Origin of the sequence: Actinomadura miaoliensis, from assembly GCF_039536785.1 — a bacterium.
Classification (GTDB): Bacteria; Actinomycetota; Actinomycetes; order Streptosporangiales; family Streptosporangiaceae; genus Spirillospora; species Spirillospora miaoliensis.
In genome coordinates, this window is record NZ_BAAAZG010000020.1 from 165,947 (window position 1) to 186,999 (window position 21,053).

Consider the following 21,053-nt stretch of genomic DNA (forward strand, 5'->3'; position numbering starts at 1 on the left):
CGCGCGGCGCCGGACGCCGGTGCCGCCAGCTGGGGAACTGCTAGGCTCACCGGTCAGGACCGCTCCGCAGCCCTCGGCGGGGCGGCACGGTGGGAGCCCCTCGGCATGTCAGCAGTCACGCCCGTCCTGGACCTGCGCGGCGTCCACAAGAGCTTCGGACCCGTCACGGTGCTGCACGACGTCGACTTCGTCGCCTACCCCGGGGAGGTCACCGCGCTGGTCGGCGACAACGGCGCGGGCAAGACCACGCTGGTCAAGTGCATGGCCGGGATCGTGCGGCGGGACCGCGGCGAGTACCTGTTCGAGGGCCGGCCGGTCCGGGTCGACAACCCCCGCGAGGCGGCCTCGCTCGGCATCGAGGTCGTCCACCAGGACCTGGCCCTGTGCGAGAACCTCGACATCGTGCAGAATCTGTTCCTCGGCCGCGAGCGCCGCCGCGGCATGGTGCTGGACGAGGCCGAGATGGAGGAGGTCGCCGCCGACATCCTGGCCGGGCTGTCGGTGCGGATGACCGGTTCGGTGCGCCAGCCGGTGTGGGCGCTGTCGGGCGGGCAGCGGCAGACCGTCGCGATCGCCCGCGCGGTGCTCGGCGACTCCAAGGTCGTCATCCTGGACGAGCCGTCGTCGGCGCTGGGGGTGGCGCAGACCCGGCAGGTGCTGGAGCTGGTGCGGCGCCTGGCCGACCGCGGCCTGGCCGTGGTGCTGATCTCGCACAACATGAACGACGTGTTCGCGGTGTCCGACCGGATCGCCGCGCTGTACCTGGGCCGCATGGTCGCCCAGGTGCGCACCGCCGACGTCACCCACACCCAGGTCGTCGAGCTGATCACCGCCGGGCGGAGCGCGACCCTGGAGCCGCCGGACGAGCGTCCGGGCGGACCGGCGGGCGGCCCGCTCGGCGCGGACGTCACCCCGCAGGCGGCGGAGCCGCCCGCATGATGAAGGCAGGCCCGTCCCAGGAGGAGATCCGGCGGCACAACCTGGGCGCGCTGCTGCGCTTCGTGCACGTCCGGGGCCCGGCGTCGCGGGCCACCCTCGCCGAGACCCTCGGGCTCAACCGCAGCACCATCATGGCGCTGACGTCCGACCTGACCGCGGCCGGGCTGGTGCGCGAGGAGCTGCCGCGCCGTCCCGGCCGCCGCGCGGGACGGCCGTCGCTGGTGGTGCGGCCGGAGTCGACGCGGGTGTACGTGCTGGCGTTCGACGTGGGCGTCGACCGGCTCACCGTGGCGCGGGTCGGGCTCGGGGGCGTCATCCTCGACCGCCGTGAGGCCGCCCGCCCCGCCGCGGCCGCGGCCGCCGCCCCGGGGGCGGCGGCCGATCCGCACGAGATGGTGGGCGCGCTGGCGGCGGCGGCGCGCTCGCTGATGCGCAAGGCCGGGGACGAGGCGACCTGCGTGGGCGCGGCGCTGGCGTTCCCCGGCATCGTGCGCCGCTCCGACGACCGCGTCATGTTCGGCCCGAACCTGGACGTGCGCGAGGTGGCCGTCGGCGAGGTGCTGTCGCGGCGGCTCGGCCTCGGCGTGCCGGTCGCGGTGTGCAACGACGCCAACCTGGGCGCGCTGGCCGAGCACGAGCGCGGCGCGGGCGTGGGCGTCAGCGACCTGATCTACCTGCACGGCGACGTGGGCGTCGGCGGCGGCATCATCACCGGCGGGCGGCTGCTGGGCGGCGAGGACGGCTACGGCGGCGAGATCGGCCACATGGTCGTCAACCCGGGTGGCCGCCGCTGCGCCTGCGGGTCGCGCGGCTGCCTGGAGGCCGAGGTCGGCGAGCGCACCCTGCTCGACCTGGCCGGGCGGCGCGAGTCGCCGGACGTGCCGGGGCGCGAGGCGGTGCGCGCGGTGGTGGACGCGGCGGCGCGCGGCGACGTCGTGGCCCGCGACGCCCTGCACCGGGTCGGCACCTGGCTCGGCCGCGGCGTCGCCGACCTGGTCAACATCTTCAACCCCGGGATGGTCATCTTCGGGGGCACGCTGCGCGACGTCTACCTCGGCGCGGCCGCGCAGATCCGCAGCGTGCTGGCGACGGGCGCGCTGGCCGCGCCGCGCGAGCGGGTGAAGCTGCGCACGGCCGCGCTGGGGGACGACACCACGCTGGTGGGGGCGGCGGAGTTCGCGTTCGCCGACGTGCTGTCCGACCCCGTCCAGGTGCTGGCGCGCCTGCGCACCACGCCGGAGGACGCGCCGGTTCCGTGAGGGCCGGCGGGCGCGGGCGCGCGGCTCAGCCGTCGAAGCGGCCGTAGCCGCCCTTGTAGAACAGCAGGGGCTCGCCGTCGTGCAGCTTGTCCAGGTGGTGTACCCGCGCCACCACGATCATGTGGTCCCCCGCGACGTGCTCGTCCTCGACCGAGCACTCGATCCAGGCCAGCGCCCCGTCGATGACCGGCCCGCCGCTGGGCGAGGCGCTCCAGCCGATGCCGGCGAACTTGTCGCCGCCCTTGACGGCCAGCTGCTTGCACACGTCCAGCTGCCGCTCGCCCAGGATGTTGACGCACAGGCGGGGTGCGCTGCGCAGCCGCGGCCAGGTCGTGCTGGTGTGCGCCACGCAGAAGGCCACCAGCGGCGGGTCCAGCGACACGGAGGTGAACGAGTTGGCGGCCAGGCCGGTGGGACGGCCGCCGGCCTCGATGCCGGTGATGGCGACCACCCCGGTCGCGAACCGGCCCAGCACCGACCGGAACCGCGCGGAGTCGATGTCGGTCACCGCCCCGTTGGCCGGGGACGCCGACGAGCCGTTGGGCGATCCGTGCATACGACGATCCACTCCCTGGCCGGCGGGTCGCTCGGCCGGGCGGCGCGCGGCCCGGCCGGTCGGCGGCCCGGTGGCCGCCCCGTCCGGCACGGCCGCTGTCGCGGCGTCGGCCATCTGCCCGATCCCTTCTCTTAGCCAAGCGCTTGCTTGGACGATAGGGCGGCCCCGTTCGCGGTGTCAAGCCGGGTCGGCTCCGGCGTCAGGCCGTACGGGACCGCCCGCCCCCGCGTGGCATCACAATGCACCCGGCGCCCGATCGATTCCCGTAACCGGCGGGACGCGACGAAAGTCCCATCCTGGACCTAGGACCTTCGGCGGAGTAGGGTCCTGGTAAACAAGCGATTGCTTGGTAAGGAGGGTGTGCGTGGCGGGCTTCCGTGACCGGGCGGCGATCGCCGGGGTCGGCTACACCCCGTTCAGCAAGAACTCGGGTGTGTCGACGCTCACCCTGGCCGTGCGGGCCATCATGGCCGCGCTGGACGACGCGGGCCTGTCCGTCGACGACGTGGACGCGCTGGCCACCCACCGCGTCGGCGACTCCACCCCGCCCTGGGTGGTGGCGCCCGCGCTCGGCGTCCCCGAGGTCTCCTGGTACCTCGACCAGTTCGGCGGCGGCAGCGTCTCGCACTCGGTGGTCGGCCAGGCCGCCATGGCGGTCGCCGCGGGCGTCGCCGACACGGTGGTGTGCTACCGGGCCATCAACGCGCGTTCGGAGTTCCGCATGGGCGGCACCGGACGGGGCGCCGCACCCGTCTTCGACGCGCAGTACCAGGCGCCGTACGGGTACTTCGCGCCGCCGCAGCAGTTCGCCATGTTCACCCGCGCGCACATGAACGCCTACGGCACCACGCACGAGCACCTCGGCCACATCGCCGTGACCCAGCGCGCCAACGCGGTGAAGAACGCCCGCGCGCTCAAACGCGACCCCATCACCCTGGACGACTACCTGGCGTCGCGCTGGATCGCCGAACCGCTGCGCCTGCTGGACTGCTGCCTGGAGACCGACGGGGCCTGCGCCGTCGTCGTCACCTCCCGCGAACGCGCCCGCGACCTGCGGCGGCCGCCCGTGCTGGTGTCCGGCGCGGCCTGGGGCGGCGGCGACAGCCTCTTCTCCGGGACCGGCACCGACTTCACCGTCACCGAGGCCGCCCGCCTCGCGCCCCGCCTGTACGCCATGGCGGGCGTGGGCCCGGGAGACATCGACGTGGCCGAGCTGTACGACTGCTTCACCTACTCGGTGCTGGTGCAGCTGGAGGACTACGGCTTCTGCGCCAAGGGAGAGGGCGGCCCGTACGCGGCGTCCGGGGCGATCGCCCTCGACGGCGAGCTGCCCGTCAACACCCACGGCGGGTTCCTGTCCGAGGGATACGTGCACGGCATCAACCACATCGCCGAGGCCGTCGCCCAGCTGCGCGGAGCCGCCGGCGACCGCCAGGTGCCCGGCGCCGAGGTCGCCCTGTCCACCGCCCAGCCGGGATACGTGCTCGCGGGCACCTCGGCGCTGATCCTCAGGAGCGACACGTGAGCCTTCGGCAGCGTCCCCGTCCCCAGGCCGACCGCGACTCGGCGCCCTGGTGGGAGGCCGTCCGGCGGCACGAGCTGCTCGTGCAGCGCTGCGCGGGCTGCGGCACGCCGCGCTTCCCGGCCCGCGCCGTCTGCAACAGGTGCCGCTCGCTGGAGTACGAGTGGACGCCCGCGTCCGGCACCGGCCGCGTCTACAGCTGGATCGTCAACCACCAGGTGTTCATGCCGTCCATGGCCGACGAGGTGCCGTTCACGGTGCTGCTCGTCCGCCTCGACGACGGTCTCGGCCACGGCGACGACCTGCTCGTGTACGGCAACCTCGTGGACGCCGAACCGGACGTCCTGCGGCCCGGCCTGCCCGTCGAGGCCGTGTTCGCCGACGTCGACGACGACACCACCCTCGTGCAGTGGCGCCCCCACCGCTGACGCACGGTCAGGTCTGGCTCCCGCCCTGCCGTTCGCCCAGCTTCCAGCCCGCCGACATCCGCTCGCGGACCGGGTCGAACGCCATCACCTGCTGGAACGCGCCGCGCGGCAGGCCGTACACGGGGAGGCTGCCGAACCAGGTCACCATGCAGACGCCGAACAGGACCATCGCGAGCACCAGGCTGTTGTCCAGCACCACCAGGGTGAGCACCGCCGCCGCCAGCAGGAGCAGCGTCGCCCACCGGCCCGTCCGGATCGTCCGCCGGTGCCGGGCCGCGCACCGGGCGCAGCGCGGCACCCCGATCGCGATCCGCTGCCAGTTGTACCGGATGTAGGGGCCGACGTACTCGGTCTGCAGGTCCCCCCACATCTTCTGCTCGTGGGTACTGGCCTCGTCGGTGGGGTTGGTCTTGCAGAACCAGCACGTCGCGAACAGCAGGTTGCTGCGGGCGGCGGCCAGGTTCTCCTCGATGCGCGTGCGGACCGACCCGGTGGTCGCCAGCGGCTGCACCCGTTCGAGCAGCCCGGTGGTGGTCGGCCAGTCATCGGTGGCACGGGCGTAGGGCACCAGGCAGCGCAGCACGCGGGAGGCGATCTCGTCGCCCGCGCCCTGGATGGCCGGGTCGTCGTCGTCCAGCAGCGCGCGCAGCGTGCCCAGCAGGGACGTGGCCTGCTCCAGGAACCGCGCCGTCACCTCGGCGCCGCGGGCCGGGTCGGCGTCGATGGTGCGCTCGGCGTTCTCGCCCAGCGAGCGCAGCCGGGCCGTGTCGGGCTCCACCGCGCGGGCCAGGACGTCCATGACCGTCGCCGTGGCGAACCCGGACCGCCGCATCAGCGCCACGTGCGCGGCCGCGTCGTCGTGCCGGCCGTCGCGGGCGGCGCGCACGGCCAGCCGGGCGTTGATCGACAGCAGCGCGGCGGGCAGCCGCGACCGCATCCGCGTCGCGGTCTCCGGGGTCAGCCGCGGATCGGCGATCTGGCCGACGCGGGTGTCCACCAGGGTCCAGACCGCGGGATCGGCGACGACCCTCGTCCAGTACGTGAACGCCTTGGCCCACAGCGCGCGGCCGGCCGGGTCGAGCCCGTCCCCGTGCTCGTGCTCGGCCGTCCGGTCCAGGGCGCGGAGGTGGGCCAGCACCGCCAGGTTGTGCGCGGCGGTCGCCGGGTCGGCCGAGGACTCCTGCCACAGGCGTTCGGCGGTGTCGGCGTCGCCGCGTCTCAGCGCGGCGATCGCCTCGTCGGGGCCGCCGTCGCGGGACGGCCAGAACCAGAAGAACTCGTCCTCCAGACGGCGCGCCGGATCGCGCAGCCGCTGCATGGCCTGGTCGGTGACGGTCGCGTCCGGAGGCGGCGACAGCGGCAGGACCGTCGCGCCCGCCCCCTGCGACACCCCGAGCCGCTCCTTGAGCCGCAGCTCCTCCGAACGCCGCCGGATGTCGCGGGCCGTGGCGTCCACCGCCAGCCCCGTGATCCGGAAGGCGTTCTCGCGGTACAGCTCCGGCCCCACCTCGTCGAAGAACACGCTCACCCCCCGCCGGTCGCGGAGATCCGCACGGTCACCGTCCGGTTGCGCGCCGCAGCGTCCGCGCCGGCGCCGCGGTACGGCGGCAGCGCGCCGCCCAGGCTCGCCACCGAGATGCGGGCCGTGGGCACGCCGGACGCCTCGCGCAGCACCTCGCGGGCGACCGTGGCGCGGGCCATGCCGAGTTCCATGTTCCCGGCGTAGTCGCCGCCCGCGCGCAGCGGCGAGGGATCGGTGTGGCCGATGACGGCGACCTCCAGGCGGCCCGCGGCCGGACGCAGCCGCGCGCCGAGCGCGGCGAGCACGGCCCGGCCGTCGGCCGACAGCACCGCGTCGCGCCGGAACAGCCCGCGTCGGAACGTCACCGAGATCTCCCCGGGCGACCGCCGCGCGCGCACGCCCGGCACCCGCAGGTCGAGACCGTCCAGCGCCGCGCTCGCGGCGGCGGCGGAGGACGGCGACGAGGACGGCGACGGGGACGCCGGGACGGTGACGGGCGCGGCGGCGGGCTCCGGATCGCCGGTGCCGAACCGGATGTCGACCAGCAGCGCGAGCATGACCAGCNCCACCAGCGGCACGCCCGCGCGGCGCGCCAGCGTGCCGGCCGCGACCGGGCCGCGCGCGCCGCCGCCGCGGATGGCGGCGATGCGCGCCCGCGCCGCGGTGAACTCCGCGGTGCCGGGGGCGAGACGCTCGGCCTCGGCCCAGCACCGGTCGGCCTCGTCCAGGTTCCCCTGCTGGGCGTGGACGCGGGCCAGCAGGTCGAGCGTCGCGGCGTCCGGGTCGGTCGCGCGCAGCAGCTCCTCGGCCTCGGCGTAGCGTCCGTGCCGCGCCAGCGTCCGGGCCTGGGCGAGCGTCACCTCGCGGGCGGCGCGCAGCAGCGCGCCCGGCCCGTCCGGCGGCTCGTCCGCCGGCTCCCGCACGGCGGGTGCGGCGGTGCCGGTCATCGGCCCCGCCGGACGGTGCTGAACGGGTCGGGCGGGGGCGGCGGCGACGGCAGCATGCCGCGCAGCTGGTCGTTGACGTGGCGCAGCGTGGCGACGTCGCCGGTCTCGGCGGCCCGCCGGCCCGTGGCGACCAGCTGGGCGGCCTCGTTCGGGTCGCGCATCTCCGGCTGCAGCACCTGCAGCTCGTCGAACGCCAGGTACTGCAGGTCGCCGGACTCGTCCAGCACCTGGATCACCAGCGTGCGCAGCTCGTTCACGCGCTGGCGCAGCAGCACCGCGTCGTGCGCCGTGATCGCCTCCTGGATCGCGTTCTCGGCGGCCGTGAGCAGCTGCTGGTGCTGCGGGCGCCCGCGCTGGGTGACGATCTCGCGCGCGGCCGGGACGACCTCGCGCGCCTCCTGCACCAGCATCGGCCACTCCAGCGCGTCCTCGACCTCGTCGATGGCGGCCTTGAGGTCCAGCAGCCGCTTGCCGCAGGTGACGGCCGCGTCGGTGTCGACCCGGGCGGCCTCGACCATCGCCTCCACGTCCTGGACGATCTTCTCGGCGTCGATGCGCGCCAGCACCCGCAGCGCGGGCGGGTCGTCCAGCTCGGTCGCCAGCCGCCGCGCCGCCGCCAGCCGGCGCTTCTCGGCCTCGGCGTCGCGGGCCAGCTCGGCGTGCTCGGGGACGGTCTCGGTGCGCAGGTTGATGGCGTGCTCGAACTCCTCGTCCAGGATCGGGACGTAGGCGCGCGCGACCACCAGCCGCGACTCGTCGATCACGATGGTCAGGTCGACCTCGCTGCCCTCGGGCACGTCCCGCCGCACCTGGCCGGGCGAGACCTCCAGGCGGCCGATGCGGCGGTTGCGGTCGGCGCGGTCGTACTCGCCCTCCAGCACCGGGATGCGGATCATGCCCTCGCCCTGGCCGCGGCTGATCCCGACCGTGGTGCGCAGCAGGATCCGGCGCCGCGCCGGAAGCGGCGTGCCGCGCTTGATCAGCCACTCCACCTCGTTGCCGTCCAGGCCCACGCCGATGGAGTGGGTGAGCGGCGGCTGGGTGTCGACGACCCCGACCGTGTAGGTGAGCTCGTCGGGCGTCGCCTCGCGGGCGGCGCCGGTCGCGTCGGTGAGCTCGATGCGGAAGGTGTTGGCGCGGCCCCGCTCGGCCCACAGCGTCGTGACGAACGCGCCGTCCGGCGACAGCTCGATCCTGCCGCTGCGCCACACCGGCTTGGCGTCGGGGTTGACGAACTCGATCGACAGCCCGGCGGTGGGGCCGCCGGTCACCCTGCCGCCGACGAACGGCTCGGTGTCGGGGCCGACCGGGCGGTACTCCAGCTCGACGGCGTAGTGGCCGGCGGGCGGCGGCGCGGCCGGGACGGTGTCCTCCAGCCGCTGCGTGCCCGCGAAGATCGCCGCGCCGCGCGCCACCGCCGTGATCGGGTCCTGGCTGTGGTCCAGGGCGATGCCCAGGCCCTCGGCGGGGTCGGCGAGGCGCTCGCGCAGGTACGGCGACAGCGTCGGCCCGCCCACCAGCAGCACCTTCTCGATGTCGCCGGGGCCCAGCCCGCTCTCGGCCAGCGCCTTGCGGCACAGGTTGACCGACCGGACGATGAACGGCTCGGCCAGCCGCTCGACGTCGGCGCGCGTCAGGTCGACGTCGATCTCGTAGGCGCGGCCGTCGGCGTCCTTGAGCTCGTCGAAGATGTTCACCGAGTCGGCCTGGGACAGCCGGATCTTGGCGGCCTCGGCGGCCAGCTTGAGCTTGTTGACCGCGCCCAGCCAGCGCGGCTCGCCGCGGCCGAGGTCGGTCAGCCCGTGCTCGCGCGCCACCGCCGGGATCAGCAGCTCCTCGACGATCGCCCAGTCGATGAGCTTGCCGCCCAGGAAGTTGTCGCCCCGGTGGTTGACGACGGTGAACTCGCCGTCCCGCACGTTGATCACGGCCGCGTCGAAGGTGCCGCCGCCCAGGTCGTACACCAGCCAGAACACGTTGTCGGCGGCGGACTGGAACCCGTAGGCCAGCGCGGCGGCGGTGGGCTCCTGCAGCAGCGGGGCGTGCGAGAGCCCGGCCAGCGCGGCCGCGCGGCGGGTGGCGTCGCAGGCGCTCAGGTCGAACGCCGCCGGCACGGTGATGACGGCGGCGGAGATGTCCTCGCCGGTGCGCTGCGCCACGTCCCGCTTGAGCGACTTGAGGACCTCGGCCGACATCTCCTCCGGCGACAGCGTCCGCCCGCTGGCCTCGAACAGCTTGTCCTGGCCGGTGGTGCCCATCCGCAGCTTGAACTCGACGCAGGTGTTGGCGACGTCCTGCTCGCTGCGCTTGCGGGCGATGTCGCCGACGTACAGCCGGTCGCGGCGGTCGATCATCACCGCGGAGGGGGTGGTATCGGCGTTGTCGTTGTTCTTGACGATCTCGGCGTCGACGCCGTTCAGCCGGGCGATGGCGCTGTTGGTGGTGCCGAGGTCGATGCCGAAGTCGATGGTGGTCCTGGTCATCGGCGGTGCGGTTCCTTACGGTCCGGGGGTCGGCTGGTCGGAGGGGACGGGGGTGCCGACGATCACCTCGCCCCGCTGGACGACGCGGTCGTGCAGGTAGACGCTGGGCCGGACGGTCTCCACCACCTGCTCGCGGGACAGGCCCGGGGTCGGCTGGAAGGCCACCACGGTCAGCGCCAGCCCGGAGTCGAACGGGGCGTTCAGATGGTCCTGGACCTGCACGCCGGCCTCGGCGAGGGCGTCCCACGCCGACTCCAGATGCCGGACGACGGCCCGCGGCGGCTCCACCGGCGACTCGGCGAGCTTGCCGCGCAGCCGCCAGATGCTGGTCGCCACGTCGGCCACCGCGCGTCCCGGCAGGCCGGGCGCCGTTTCGGACACCGTTTCGGACACCGTTTCGTGGTCCGAATCCGGATTTTGTGCGGCGGTAGCGGTCTGCTGTCCGGTGTCGGGTTCCGTGTCGGCTTCGATGGCGGCTTCGGCGGCGGGTTCGGCGTCGGCTTTCCCGGCCGCCAGCGGGTTTTCCGGCCGGTTTTGCCCGGGGCCGGCGGGCGGTACGGCGCCGGCGTCGCGGGACGCGGACAGATCGGCGAGGACGGCCAGTGCGTCCGCGGGCCACGCGCTCGCCCGGATCCGGAATTCCCTGGGCTGCCGCCACTGCCGGAGCACGGCTCCGGCGTCGGCCACCACGCGCCCCGCCCGCATTTTCCCGCGTTCCCCCAGTTCAGATGCACCGCGACGGAAGGCGATTGTCGCAGTCGCCGGCGGGGGAAGTCCAGAGCGAATATCGCCCCCGGCCACGCCGCCATTGCGCGGCGCAATGAATGGCCTGGTAAAGGGGGTGGTGATTGCGCGATTCGGTGGCCGTGCGGTGCCGCGAATTGCTCTTCCCGGGGCCGGTGTCCCCGTCGTCCGGCCTCCGTTCGGACACCGTTCCGCAACTGTTCCGCAACCGTTCCGCGGCCGTTCCGCGGCCGGTCAGGGCTCCTTTCCGGCGGCACGGGCGTGCAGCGCCGGCTTGTCGATCTTGCCGTTGGGGTTGACCGGCAGCGCGTCCAGCAGCACCACCCGGCGCGGCACCTTGTAGTTGGACATGTTGGCGCGGGCCCAGGCGATGATCTCCGCGGGGTCCGGGGACGTCCCCGGCGGCGGCACCACGTAGGCCCAGCCGACCTCGCCCTGCCGCTCGTCCGGCACCCCGATCACCGCGGCCTGCGCGACGAGCGGGCAGCGCAGCAGCAGGCCCTCGATCTCGGCGGGGTAGGCGTTGAAGCCGGAGACGATGAACATCTCCTTCTTGCGGTCGACGATCGCCACGTTGCCCGCCTCGTCCAGCGTGCCGATGTCGCCGGTGTGCAGCCAGCCGTCGGCGTCGACCGCCTCGGCCGTGCGGGCCGGATCGTCCCAGTAGCCGCGCATCACGCCGTATCCGCCGACCAGGATCTCGCCGCGCTCGCCGGGCGGCAGGTCCTTGCCGTCGTCGTCGACGATCCGCACGCTCACCCCGGGCACGGGGCGTCCGGTGGAGCCCGCGATCACCTCGACCGGGTCCTCGGGCCGGGTCATCGACACCACGGTGCCCTCCATCAGCCCGTACGCGTTGATCATGCGTTCCAGGCCGACCCGGTCGACCAGGCGGCGGATCAGCTCGGGCGGCACGGCCGCCGCCCCGCAGATCGCCACCCGCAGCGACGAGACGTCCCGTCCCGGCAGCTCGTCCAGGATCTTGAAGAACATGGGCGGGGCGCCGGCCAGGACGCTGACGCGGTTGCGCTCGATCAGATCCATCAGCTCGTCCGGCCGGAACACCGCGATCGGCATCATGGTGGCGCGGCGCAGCACGCAGGCCAGCAGCCCGGCGTTGATGCCGAAGCCGTGCGAGAACGGGGCGATGACCGGGTACCGGTCGCCCTCGCGCAGCGTGACGATCTCGGCCCAGTCCCAGTAGCCGCGCAGCAGCTGCTCGTGGTGCAGCATGACGCCCTTGGGCGCGCCGGTGGTGCCGGACGTGGCCATGATCTCGGCGAGGTCGTCCGGGCCGACGGCGGCGGCCCGCTCCTCGGCCGCCTCCACCGGCACCGACGAGCCGTCCGCGAGGAACTCCCGCCACGCCGCCACGCCGGGACGGGCGGGGGCGCCGGCCGGCGGCAGGACGACCACGTGGGCGAGGTCGGGCAGGTCGCGGTAGGGACGGCCGTCCGCCGGCTCCCCGGCGACGCCGGCCAGCATGCCGAGCTGGGAGACGTCCATGAAACCCTCGGCGACCAGCAGCACCCTGGCGCCCACCTTGCGGAGCATCTCGCCCGCCTCGATGCCCCGGAACCGCGTCGACAGCGGCGCGATGATCGCCCCGGCGTCCCAGATCCCGTACGCGGCGACCACCCAGTCGGGGGTGTTGGGCGCCCACACCGCCACCCGGTCGCCGGGGGAGACGCCCAGCGCGATCAGGCCCCGCGCCACCGCGCGGGCGCGTTCGGCCAGCTCCGACAGCGTCAGGGAGACGTCCCCGGCGCGGACCACCTCCACGTCCCCGTGCCGGGCGGCCTGGTCCCGCAGCATCCGCGGGATCGTTCCCCAGGCGGGTACCGGTTCCAACTGCATCGCGCCTCCTCCGGAGAGAGGACCCCTCCGCCCCGCGGCGGGTCGCGGCCGTGGGGCGGAGGAGAACGGGGGGTGGACCGGCTAGGAGAGCTGCGCGCGGTCCCGGCCGAGGTGGTGGCCGCGCAGGTCGGTGACGGTGCCGGGCCGCCGCTCCTCGGCGACCTCCTCCTCGACAACGACGTCCACGGTGACCGGGGTCAGCGCGTACAGGGCCTGCGCGATCCGCTTCTTCCACATCGGGTTGGCGACGAGGGTGTCGCGGTTGAACGTCACGTGCAGGGCGGCGGCGTCGAGCGTGCCGTCCCGGCTGATCCGCAGGTCCCACCGGCTGACCCCGTCGATCCGCGCCAGCGCGGCCGCGATCTTGGGCACGGACACCCAGCGGCCGCGGACCAGCACGTGCTCGCCGACCGTGTGCGCGGGCGCGGGCACGCCCTGCTCGCCGCCCGCCAGCCGCACCGCGTGGCCGGTGCGCAGCGTCGTCCCGCCGAGCGTGGCGTGCCAGGACGGCGTGACGACCAGCTCCGCGACGCCCTCGCCGTAGGGGGCGTCCAGGAGCACGTCCTTGTCCGGCGGCGCCAGCCCCAGCAGGCCGTCGCGGACGGGGGACAGCGTGGGGGCGGACGGCGCGCGCTGCGCCAGCGGCACCCCGAAGAACGGGTCGGCGTACAGCTCCCGCACCGAGGCGTCGAACTCGTCGGCGAGCTGCGCGCCGGCGTTGGCGGACGGGATCTCGCCCACCAGCAGGATGTGCCGCAGCTCCAGGTCCAGCGGGTCGAGCAGGAACTCCAGGTGCAGCCGCGCGAGGAAGTCCATGGCGCCGGTCGGGGTGGCGACCAGGGCGGTTGCGCCGACGCTCTCCAGCGCGGTGTGCAGGCGCATCCGCCCGCGCGGCCCGACGGACGCGGCGGCCCCCGCGACCCGCGCGGCGGCCTCGGCGATCAAAGCCCCGGCCGGTTCGCCGTCGTTGTTGAGCGCGACGACGACGCGGTCGTCCGCGCCGACGCCCGCCGCCGCCAGGGTCTGCGCCGCCAGGTCCAGCGCGGCGGCGCGGTCGCCGGCGCCCAGCGGGACGACCAGTTCGCCTTCCGGTGAGACCGACAGCAGCCCGGCGGCGGACCGTCCGGCCGGGAAGGTGCTGCGGGTGGGCCAGCTCACTGCGCCTCCTGCGGGACGACCTCGCGCATGAACAGCTTCATCGAGTTGCAGACGTGCTCGTGGGCCAGGCCGCCGACCTGGGCCTGGAGGATGAGGTCGGTGGCGCCGGCCGCCCGGATGCGCTCGACGGCCCGGCGGGAGCCCTCGACGTCGTCGATGACGACCATGGTCTCCTCGCGCAGCACCGCCATGGCCTCGTCGGGCGGCATGCCCGCGGCCTGCTGGCCGAGCACCCGGTGGGTGGCGTGCCGGGCGTCGGTGTAGTCGGGCGGGGCGACGAGGTTGACCTGGCGGCGCAGGTACCACAGGACGGGGTCGGCGGCGGTGTCCACGGCCTCCTGCTGGGTGGGCGCGACGTACCAGGGGATCATGAGCGCGACGCGGCGGGTGGCGGGGTCGAAACCGTGCTCGGCCAGGCACTGCTTGTACTTGGCGATGTCGTCGGCCACGTCGCTCAGGCCCTTGAGCATCGTCATGCCGAGCAGGTTGTAGCCCTTGCGCGCGGCGGCCAGGTAGCCGTCCAGCGAGGTGGAGGCCACCCACACCGGCGGATGCGGCTCCTGCGCCGGCCGCGGGTACACCGAGACGCCCGGGATCTCGAAGTACTCGCCGGACCGGGTGACCGGCTGCCCGTCGGCGTTCCAGATCTCCAGGACGGCCTCCAGCGACTCCTCCCAGATCCGCCGGGACTGCTCGAACGGCCGCTGGAACGCCTGGTACTCCAGGGGGGAGGCGCCGCGTCCGGTGCCGAACTCCACCCGGCCGCCGCTGATCACGTCCAGCGTGGCCACCCGCTCGGCGGTGCGGATCGGCGACTGGAACGGCAGCAGCACCACGCCGAGGCCGAGCCGGATGCGCTCGGTGCGCTGGGAGATCCCGGCCAGCACCAGGTCGGGCGCGGAGGAGTGGGAGAACCCCCGGGTGAAGTGGTGCTCGACGAACCAGGCGGTGTCGAAGCCGAGCCCGTCGGCCAGCACCACCTGGTCCATGACGTTCTCGAACGCGCGCCGTTCGACCTCGCGGGAACGCCCGCGCACCTCAAGTTCGTAGCCAAGGCTGACCCGTAGGGACGTCATCGAGCCTCCGGTGATGATGCTCTGCTCGCCAGGTGACCAAGTGTTTAACCAAGCGCTCGCTTGGGAGATTAGCAGCAGGGCACCATCGCAACAAGGCGCGAAGGCTAAGGAGGAGGGGGCTGGAGGCGTGCTGGAGGGGGCTCAGCCGTTGCGGGGCTCGGCGCCGCGCACGCCCGGCGGGACCGAGTAGGGCAGCAGCAGCACGACCGACGAGCAGCCCCGCAGCAGCGCGTCGCCGAGCGCGGCCAGCCGCCGCCGGGTGCCCTCCGACAGGCGCGGCCCCTCGTGCAGGACGACCCACGCCAGCCACCCGACCGCCACCACGCCCCAGTACGACACCAGCCGGTAGAGGCCCACGGCCGCGCCGGCGGGGATCAGCGCGGCGCCGAACGCCACCAGCGCCCCGGCCATGCTGCTCTCGATCGCGCCCAGCCCGCCCGGCAGGACCGGCAGCACGCTGCCCGCCGCCTGCGCGGCGAAGTAGGCCAGCACCACCGCCTGCGGGGCGAGTTCCACGCCCACCGCCAGGGCCGCCGCGTGCAGGGCCACGATGTCGAACACCCAGTTCAGCATGGCCAGCACGACCAGCGCCGCCCAGTCGCGCCGGGACGGGCGCAGCACCTGGCGCCCCTCCCACAGCCGTTCGACGTAGGGGGCGATCCGGCGATGCCCGAGCACCCGGCGGACGGATCGGCGGCCGAACGCCACGATCCGGGCGCGCACGCCCGTCCGCAGTGCGGCCACCGCCACCGTGCCGGCCAGGACCGCGGCCGCGCCCAGTGCCAGCAGCACCGGCGTCCGGGCGCGCGGATCGGCGATCAGAGCCGCCAGGCCGATGACCGTGTACGCGGTCGTGGTGATGACCCCGCCCAGCAGGATCACCGCCGTGGCCAGCCGCGCCGAGGCGCCGCTGCGCCGGAACTGCCGGAAGGTGTAGACGACGCTCAGCGCGGGCCCCGCGGGCAGCGTGGTCGACAGCGCGTTGCCCGCGTAGGTGACGGCGAACGCCCGGCGCAGCGAGATCCGCAGCCCGCCGATGCGCAGCAGCCGCCGCTGCAGCCGCGCGAACGCGCCCATCGACCCCGCCGCCGCCAGCACGACCACGGCCAGCCAGCCGGGCTCGGCCCGGCGCGCCGCGCCCCACATGGCGCCGAAGTCGGGAAGCCGATCACGGAACGCCGCCAGCGCGCCCACGGTCAGGGCCAGCACGCCCAGCTGCACCCAGATCCCGCGCCGCCGCGACGACGGCTCCGGCGCGACCGGTGCGCTCTCCCGCGCGGCGGGAGCCGGCGCGGTGACGACGTCGCCCATGACCCGCTCCCCTCCGCTAAGGCCCACACCGCCGTGACTGCGGCAACCGCTTCGACGCCGACAGCATTCCCGTTGAAGGCAGACGAAATCCGGATATTTGATCTCCACACCGTGCCGTCGGAGGCGGCGGTTACCCTCCGGCCATGGCGATAGCAGCGGTGATCTTCGATTGGGGCGGGACCCTCACCCCCTGGCACAACGTCGAACCGGCCGACATCTGGCGGCGGATCTGCGCCGCCCACCTGCCGCCCGAGCGGGCCGAGCGCGCGGCCGCCGCGCTCGCCGAGGCCGAACTGCGGCTGTGGCGGCGCGGCGAGGACGAGCACCGCAGCGCCACCCTGGCGGAGGTGTTCGCCCTGGCCGGGCTGGAGGCCACCGAGGCCCTGCTCGGCACCCTCGTCGACGTCTGGACGCCGCACACCCGCACCGATCCCGACGTGCCCGCCGTCCTGGCCGCCCTGCGCGAGCGCGGCATCAAGGTCGGGGTGCTGTCCAACACGATGTGGTCACGCGACCTGCACGAGCGCATCTTCGCCCGCGACGGCGTCCTCGACCTGATCGACGGCGCCGTCTACACCAGCGAGATCCCCTGGACCAAGCCGCACCCCGAGGCCTTTCGCGCCGCCATGGCCGCCGTCGGGGTCGACGACCCGTCCGCCTGCGTGTTCGTCGGCGACCGTCCCTACGACGACATCCACGGCGCCAAGTCCGCCGGCCTGCGCGCCGTGCAGATCTGGCACCAGACCACCCACGCCTTCACCCGTCCCGGCCTGACCCCGCCCGACGCCCTCATCCACCGCCTGCCCGACCTGCACTCCCACATCAACGCCTGGCACTCCTGACCACGGGGATCCGAACGCCCATGCCGCGTGGGGGAGACCACGGCGGCCGGTGCGCCCGGCCGCCGTGCGGGTGTTATCGCGAGCCGTCCGAGCGCGCGGCGTCCGCCTTGGGGGCGGGCAGGGCCTTGGGCCCCGCGGGAAGGCTGCGCCTCTCCTCGCCCGCCCGGCCCTCCAGCGCGGGCACGTCGTCCGGGCCTTCGACGGCGAGGTCCGGGAGATGGCGCGCGGCGGCGGCCAGCAGCTCCTGGACGCGGGCGGTCAGGCTGGCCAGGTTGGCGCGGGCGACGTAGGCCTCCTCCTTGGCGCGGTGCGCCTGGCGCCGGGCCTCGTCGCGCTCGGCCGCGAGCTGGTCGATGCGTGCCCGGTACACGGCGCGCAGCTCCTCCAGGCTCGCGGCGAGGGTGTCGCGATGATCAATAACGGTCATACCGGTCAAGCTCCCCCGATCTCCCCAGTACTCCTGCAATCCGGGTGAACGATCACTCGGGGCGAAACTGTTCCCGAAGGTCGCCGCGGCAATCCGCGGCGTTCAGCCGGGCTCGGCGCCCGGCCGCTGCCTGGGCGCCAGGGCAGACGGCGGCAGGCCCGGGAACGCCGCGCCGTTCGCCCGCGGCAGGCCGGCGCCGTTCCGCCAGCGCACCGAACGGGCCACCGCCTCCTGCATCGCCCGGGCCGCCAGCGTGCGCAGCGCGGCCTCCGGCGCACCGGCCAGCCCCGCGTACGCGGTCACCACGCCGTCCTCCAGCGCGGCGGCCAGCTCGGCGGCGGTACGCGCCGAGGTGACCCGCACGGGCAGGCGGTAGGCGGGCGCGGCCGCCACCGGACGGGCGCCGCGCTGGGAGATCCGCGCCATCAGCCGGTCGCGCTGCAGCCGGTGGGCGTCCCAGTGGACCGTGGCCGACCGGCGCAGCGCGCCGCGCAGCCGGGCGCCCACCACCCCGTAGCCGTACACGGCGGCGTGCTCGGCCTTCAGCGCCTCCTGCAGGGCGTCCACCGAACGGCTCACGCGGACCCCGCCAATGCCGCGGCGTGCCCGGCCTCGCAGGCGCCGATGCTGGCCAAAAGCTGGGCCAGCCCCGGGCCCGCGCGGCCCACCTCGGCCGCCCGGGCGGCCGCGGCTCGGCTCTCGGCCTGGCGCAGCGCGGCCAGCGCGCCGGACGGGTCGCCGGGGACGCGCTGCACCACGGGCGAGGGAGCCGGCGCCGAGCTCGCGAGCCGGCCGGATCCGGGCACGTAGTGGCGGCGCAGCACGGCCAGATGCTCGCGATGGTGGGCCAGGGCGGGGTCGATCCGTGCCGCCAGGTCCGCGTGGGCGCCGCGCGCCGCCTCGTACAGCGCGATCAGATCCTGCTCGGCCGCGATCGCGCCGACCAGGATCGTCAGCTCGGGATCGAGCGCGGGGGGCGCGGCGGGCTCGCGGCCGCAGCCGCCCAGCGCGGGAAGGGCGATCCCGGCGGTGCCCCCCAGCACCGCCCGCCGGGACACCGTGCTGGCCTCGGGCAAACGTGTCTCCCAGACCTCGTGGGGGACGACCCCCGGGATGGTGTGGCGAGGACGGGCCGCGACGAGTCTTCCGCTCATCAGGCCAGCTCAAGCATTCCATATCCGGCGCGCCGGTGACCTGTCCGAAAGAGCGCTGAGGTGCCCGGCTGTCGATAGTCTTGAGTTGTCAACGGACACGCCGCGGTTTCAGAACGACAAACTGGAGGTCCCATGGGCGTGGAGTCCGGCCCTAACGCTCAGCGGGGCCGCGCCGGCGTCTCGTGCGCGCGTGGAGGACGGTCATGAGCGGGCCGAGCCGTGAGGAGGCCGTGGCGCAGCTGACCCGGGTGCTCGGGCCGGCGGTGGCGGACGCGGGATTCGACCTGGAGGAGGTCGACGTGCGGCCCGCCGGGCGGCGCCGGCTGGTGCGCATCGTGGTGGACGCCGACGGCGGGGTCAGCCTGGACGACGTGGCCGAGCTGAGCCGGCGCGCCTCCGACCTGCTGGACGAGAACGACGTGATGGGCACCGCGCCCTATGTGCTGGAGGTCACCTCGCCCGGCGTCGACCGTCCGCTCACCGAGCCGCGGCACTGGCGGCGCGCCAGCGGGCGGCTGGTGGTGGCGCCGCTGACCGCGGGCGGCCAGATCGAGGGCCGGGTGGTGTCCGCTGACGACGAGGCGGTCGTCATCGACGTCGTCACCTCCCAGGAGCCGGACGGCGCGGGAGGGGCGTCCCCCGCCAAGGGGCGTTCCTCCGCGAAGGGCACCGGCAGGCGGGGCAAGGGGTCTGGGGGCGGGCCCGTGTCCGGCGGGGTGACCAGGCGCCGTTTCGACTTCCAGGAGCTGGGGCGCGGCCGGGTGCAGGTGGAGTTCCGGCGGGCGGACGACGACGCCGGGGACGGCGCGTCCGAACCCGAAGGGCCGGCGGGTGCGGGGGATCGTTCCCCCGCGGGCAGGAAAGCCCCCCGCGGCTCCGCCGACGAGGCCGAGGAAACGCGTTCGCCGGCCGAGCCGGACTAGAGGGGGGAGCCTCGTGGACATCGACATGACCGCACTGCGCAGTCTGGAGAGCGAGAAGGACATCTCGCTCGACGTGGCCGTCAAGGCCATCGAAGACGCCCTGCTGATCGCCTACCACCGCACCGAGGGGGCCGCGCCCAAGGCCCGGGTGGAGCTCGACCGGCAGACCGGGCACGTCACGGTCTGGGCGACCGAGACCGACGAAGAAGGCAACGCCGTCCGGGAATACGACGACACCCCGACCGGTTTCGGACGTATAGCGGCGACGACCGCCAAGCAGGTCATTCTGCAGCGGTTGCGCGACGCCGAGGACGAGCTGACGTTCGGCGAGTACGTCGGTCGCGAGGGCGACATCGTCTCCGGCATCATCCAGCAGGGCAAGGACCCCCGCAACGTCCTGGTCGACCTCGGCAAGATCGAGGCGATCCTGCCCCCGCAGGAGCAGGTGCCGGGCGAGTCCTACGACCACGGCGAGCGGATCCGCGCCTACGTGGTGCAGGTCCGCAAGGGCCATCGCGGCCCGTCGGTGCAGCTGTCGCGCACCCACCCCAACCTGGTGCGCAAGCTGTTCGCCCTGGAGGTGCCCGAGATCGCCGACGGCACCGTGGAGATCGCGGCGATCGCCCGGGAGGCCGGCCACCGCACCAAGATCGCGGTGCGGTCGCGCAAGCCCGGGGTGAACGCCAAGGGGGCGTGCATCGGCCCGCTCGGCAGCCGCGTCCGCAACGTCATGCACGAGCTGCACGGCGAGAAGATCGATATCGTGGACTGGTCGGAGGACCCGGCCGAGTTCGTGGGCAACGCGCTGTCCCCGGCGCGGGTGTCGGCCGTGGAGGTGGTGGACGAGGGCGGCCGGGTGGCCCGGGTGATCGTCCCCGACTACCAGCTCTCGCTGGCCATCGGCAAGGAGGGGCAGAACGCCCGGCTGGCGGCCCGGCTCACCGGCTGGCGGATCGACATCCGCTCCGACACCGAGCAGGGCGGCGCCGAGCGGTCCGGGGCCGAACGGTCCGGGGCCGAGCAGCCCGAGCGGTCCGGAACGGAGCGTTCCGGTGCCGCGGCGCAGGCCGGAGGCACCGGCGAAGCCCCGGGGACACAAGCCCCGAAGGCGGCCGGAACCGGCGAATCAGGATCGACCACATCAGGAGAGCATGCGACAGGTCCCGCCGACGCCTCGGCGCGGTAGACTCGTGTCACGCGAGCGGGCGGCTCCACTGCGTACGTGTGTGGGCTGCCGGGTTCGCACGGCCAAGTCCGAGTTGCTGCGCCTCGTGGCGGTCGAGGGCGTGATCGTCCCCGATCCTCGTGGGCGGATGCCGGGCCGGGGCGCGCATCTGCACCCCGATCCCGGATGTCTCGAGCTCGCAGAGCGGCGTCGGGCGTTCCCCCGGGCCTTCCGCCTGGCGGGGCCGCTCGACACCTCCGCGCTGCGAGCGCGGCTTGCGGCGCGGGACGCGCGGCAGCAGGATGGGCAACGGTAAGCGACGTCTAGTCGGAAGCAGGTCGAGATTGCTATGAGCGCTCGATGAGCACGCCGCGATGAGTACGGCAAGGTAACGACGGTCCGGAGGCCGCACCCCCGGACCGAGTAGGGAGTGCAGTGGCGAAGGTCCGGGTTTACGAACTCGCCAAGGAGTTCGGTGTAGAGAGCAAGGTCGTCATGGCCAAGCTCCGTGAAATGGGCGAGTTCGTCCGTTCGGCGTCCTCCACGATCGAGGCGCCGGTCGTACGCAGGCTCACAGAAGCCTTCTCAGACAACGCGTCCGGCAAGAACGCGTCCAAGCAGGGCGACCGCAGGGTCGCCCCGCGCAGGCCCTCGGCGCCCGACGCGCCGCGGCCCAACGCGCCCCGCCCGGGTCCCCCCGGCGCGCAGGGCGCTCGTCCCGCGCCGCCGCGTCCGGCGGC

20 protein-coding genes and 1 pseudogene are annotated in these 21,053 nt (G+C 74.5%); 9 read left to right on the forward strand and 12 right to left on the reverse strand.

Annotated features, from left to right (window positions below; translation table 11 throughout):
• Window positions 1–105 precede the first annotated feature (105 nt).
• Both ABD811_RS17700 and ABD811_RS17705 read left to right on the forward strand, forming a co-directional pair.
• The gene (locus ABD811_RS17700) at window positions 106–939 is read left to right on the forward strand and encodes an ATP-binding cassette domain-containing protein (protein ID WP_344948434.1); all 834 of its coding nucleotides are present in this window, start codon (window positions 106–108) and stop codon (window positions 937–939) included.
• Entirely contained in the window at window positions 939–2,198 is a 1,260-nt protein-coding gene (locus ABD811_RS17705; RefSeq protein ID WP_344948511.1) for an ROK family protein, read from the forward strand. Before ABD811_RS17700 ends, ABD811_RS17705 begins: the two co-directional genes overlap by 1 nt.
• Before the next feature lie 25 nt (window positions 2,199–2,223).
• On the opposite strand, the gene ABD811_RS17710 is transcribed toward ABD811_RS17705, so the two are convergent.
• On the reverse strand, window positions 2,224–2,754 hold the full coding sequence (locus ABD811_RS17710; protein WP_344948437.1) for a flavin reductase family protein: 531 nt from the start codon (window positions 2,752–2,754) through the stop codon (window positions 2,224–2,226).
• 364 nt (window positions 2,755–3,118) lie between these two features.
• Here ABD811_RS17710 and ABD811_RS17715 point away from each other — a divergent pair, with 364 nt between their 5' ends.
• Together ABD811_RS17715 and ABD811_RS17720 are read left to right on the forward strand one after the other, a co-directional pair.
• A complete protein-coding gene (locus tag ABD811_RS17715; protein WP_344948440.1) occupies window positions 3,119–4,279 on the forward strand; it encodes a thiolase C-terminal domain-containing protein in 1,161 nt (386 codons plus the stop codon).
• The gene (locus ABD811_RS17720; protein WP_344948443.1) at window positions 4,276–4,704 is read left to right on the forward strand and encodes a Zn-ribbon domain-containing OB-fold protein; all 429 of its coding nucleotides are present in this window, start codon (window positions 4,276–4,278) and stop codon (window positions 4,702–4,704) included. Before ABD811_RS17715 ends, ABD811_RS17720 begins: the two co-directional genes overlap by 4 nt.
• Window positions 4,705–4,711: 7 nt before the next feature.
• On the opposite strand, the gene ABD811_RS17725 is transcribed toward ABD811_RS17720, so the two are convergent.
• The 8 genes from ABD811_RS17725 to ABD811_RS17760 form a co-directional block, all read right to left on the reverse strand.
• The gene (locus tag ABD811_RS17725; protein ID WP_344948446.1) at window positions 4,712–6,232 is read right to left on the reverse strand and encodes a vWA domain-containing protein; all 1,521 of its coding nucleotides are present in this window, start codon (window positions 6,230–6,232) and stop codon (window positions 4,712–4,714) included.
• Complete coding sequence (locus ABD811_RS17730) at window positions 6,229–7,173, reverse strand: OmpA family protein (RefSeq protein ID WP_344948449.1); 945 nt, start codon at window positions 7,171–7,173, stop codon at window positions 6,229–6,231. Before ABD811_RS17730 ends, ABD811_RS17725 begins: the two co-directional genes overlap by 4 nt.
• Complete coding sequence (locus ABD811_RS17735) at window positions 7,170–9,656, reverse strand: Hsp70 family protein (protein WP_344948452.1); 2,487 nt, start codon at window positions 9,654–9,656, stop codon at window positions 7,170–7,172. Before ABD811_RS17735 ends, ABD811_RS17730 begins: the two co-directional genes overlap by 4 nt.
• A 15-nt stretch (window positions 9,657–9,671) precedes the next feature.
• A complete protein-coding gene (locus tag ABD811_RS17740) occupies window positions 9,672–10,361 on the reverse strand; it encodes a hypothetical protein (RefSeq protein WP_344948455.1) in 690 nt (229 codons plus the stop codon).
• Between the two features lie 273 nt (window positions 10,362–10,634).
• Entirely contained in the window at window positions 10,635–12,257 is a 1,623-nt protein-coding gene (locus ABD811_RS17745; RefSeq protein ID WP_344948458.1) for an AMP-binding protein, read from the reverse strand.
• Window positions 12,258–12,338: 81 nt separating this feature from the next.
• A complete protein-coding gene (locus tag ABD811_RS17750) occupies window positions 12,339–13,415 on the reverse strand; it encodes a hypothetical protein (RefSeq protein WP_344948461.1) in 1,077 nt (358 codons plus the stop codon).
• Window positions 13,412–14,491, reverse strand: coding sequence for an LLM class flavin-dependent oxidoreductase (locus tag ABD811_RS17755; protein ID WP_344948464.1), 1,080 nt, complete (start codon window positions 14,489–14,491; stop codon window positions 13,412–13,414). Before ABD811_RS17755 ends, ABD811_RS17750 begins: the two co-directional genes overlap by 4 nt.
• 141 nt (window positions 14,492–14,632) lie before the next feature.
• Window positions 14,633–15,802: a lysylphosphatidylglycerol synthase transmembrane domain-containing protein gene (locus ABD811_RS17760; RefSeq protein ID WP_344948467.1), complete on the reverse strand. Its 1,170-nt coding sequence runs from the start codon at window positions 15,800–15,802 to the stop codon at window positions 14,633–14,635.
• A 143-nt stretch (window positions 15,803–15,945) separates the two neighbouring features.
• Between ABD811_RS17760 and ABD811_RS17765 the strand changes: the two genes are divergently transcribed.
• On the forward strand, window positions 15,946–16,644 hold the full coding sequence (locus ABD811_RS17765; protein ID WP_344948470.1) for an HAD family hydrolase: 699 nt from the start codon (window positions 15,946–15,948) through the stop codon (window positions 16,642–16,644).
• 73 nt (window positions 16,645–16,717) lie between these two features.
• Here ABD811_RS17765 and ABD811_RS17770 read toward each other — a convergent pair whose 3' ends face one another.
• The 3 genes from ABD811_RS17770 to ABD811_RS17780 all read right to left on the reverse strand — a co-directional run bounded on the left by ABD811_RS17770 (window position 16,718) and on the right by ABD811_RS17780 (window position 18,225).
• Entirely contained in the window at window positions 16,718–17,071 is a 354-nt protein-coding gene (locus tag ABD811_RS17770) for a hypothetical protein (protein WP_344948473.1), read from the reverse strand.
• Window positions 17,072–17,173: 102 nt separating this feature from the next.
• The gene (locus ABD811_RS17775) at window positions 17,174–17,650 is read right to left on the reverse strand and encodes a ferritin-like domain-containing protein (RefSeq protein WP_344948476.1); all 477 of its coding nucleotides are present in this window, start codon (window positions 17,648–17,650) and stop codon (window positions 17,174–17,176) included.
• The gene (locus tag ABD811_RS17780) at window positions 17,647–18,225 is read right to left on the reverse strand and encodes a hypothetical protein (RefSeq protein ID WP_344948479.1); all 579 of its coding nucleotides are present in this window, start codon (window positions 18,223–18,225) and stop codon (window positions 17,647–17,649) included. The genes ABD811_RS17775 and ABD811_RS17780 overlap by 4 nt, the downstream gene beginning before the upstream one ends.
• 203 nt (window positions 18,226–18,428) lie before the next feature.
• Between ABD811_RS17780 and rimP the strand changes: the two are divergent.
• From rimP to ABD811_RS17800, 4 genes and pseudogenes are all read left to right on the forward strand, one after another.
• Window positions 18,429–19,028 (forward strand): annotated as a pseudogene (rimP, locus tag ABD811_RS17785) (ribosome maturation factor RimP); the annotation flags it as partial.
• A 145-nt stretch (window positions 19,029–19,173) separates the two neighbouring features.
• Window positions 19,174–20,334 carry a transcription termination factor NusA gene (gene nusA, locus ABD811_RS17790; protein ID WP_344948514.1) on the forward strand — a complete coding sequence of 387 codons (1,161 nt, stop codon included), beginning with the start codon at window positions 19,174–19,176 and terminating at the stop codon, window positions 20,332–20,334.
• Window positions 20,300–20,629 carry a YlxR family protein gene (locus tag ABD811_RS17795; protein ID WP_344948484.1) on the forward strand — a complete coding sequence of 110 codons (330 nt, stop codon included), beginning with the start codon at window positions 20,300–20,302 and terminating at the stop codon, window positions 20,627–20,629. Before nusA ends, ABD811_RS17795 begins: the two co-directional genes overlap by 35 nt.
• Window positions 20,630–20,748: 119 nt before the next feature.
• Window positions 20,749–21,053 (forward strand): translation initiation factor IF-2 N-terminal domain-containing protein (locus ABD811_RS17800; RefSeq protein ID WP_344948487.1); only part of this gene is annotated, 305 nt, incomplete at its 3' end.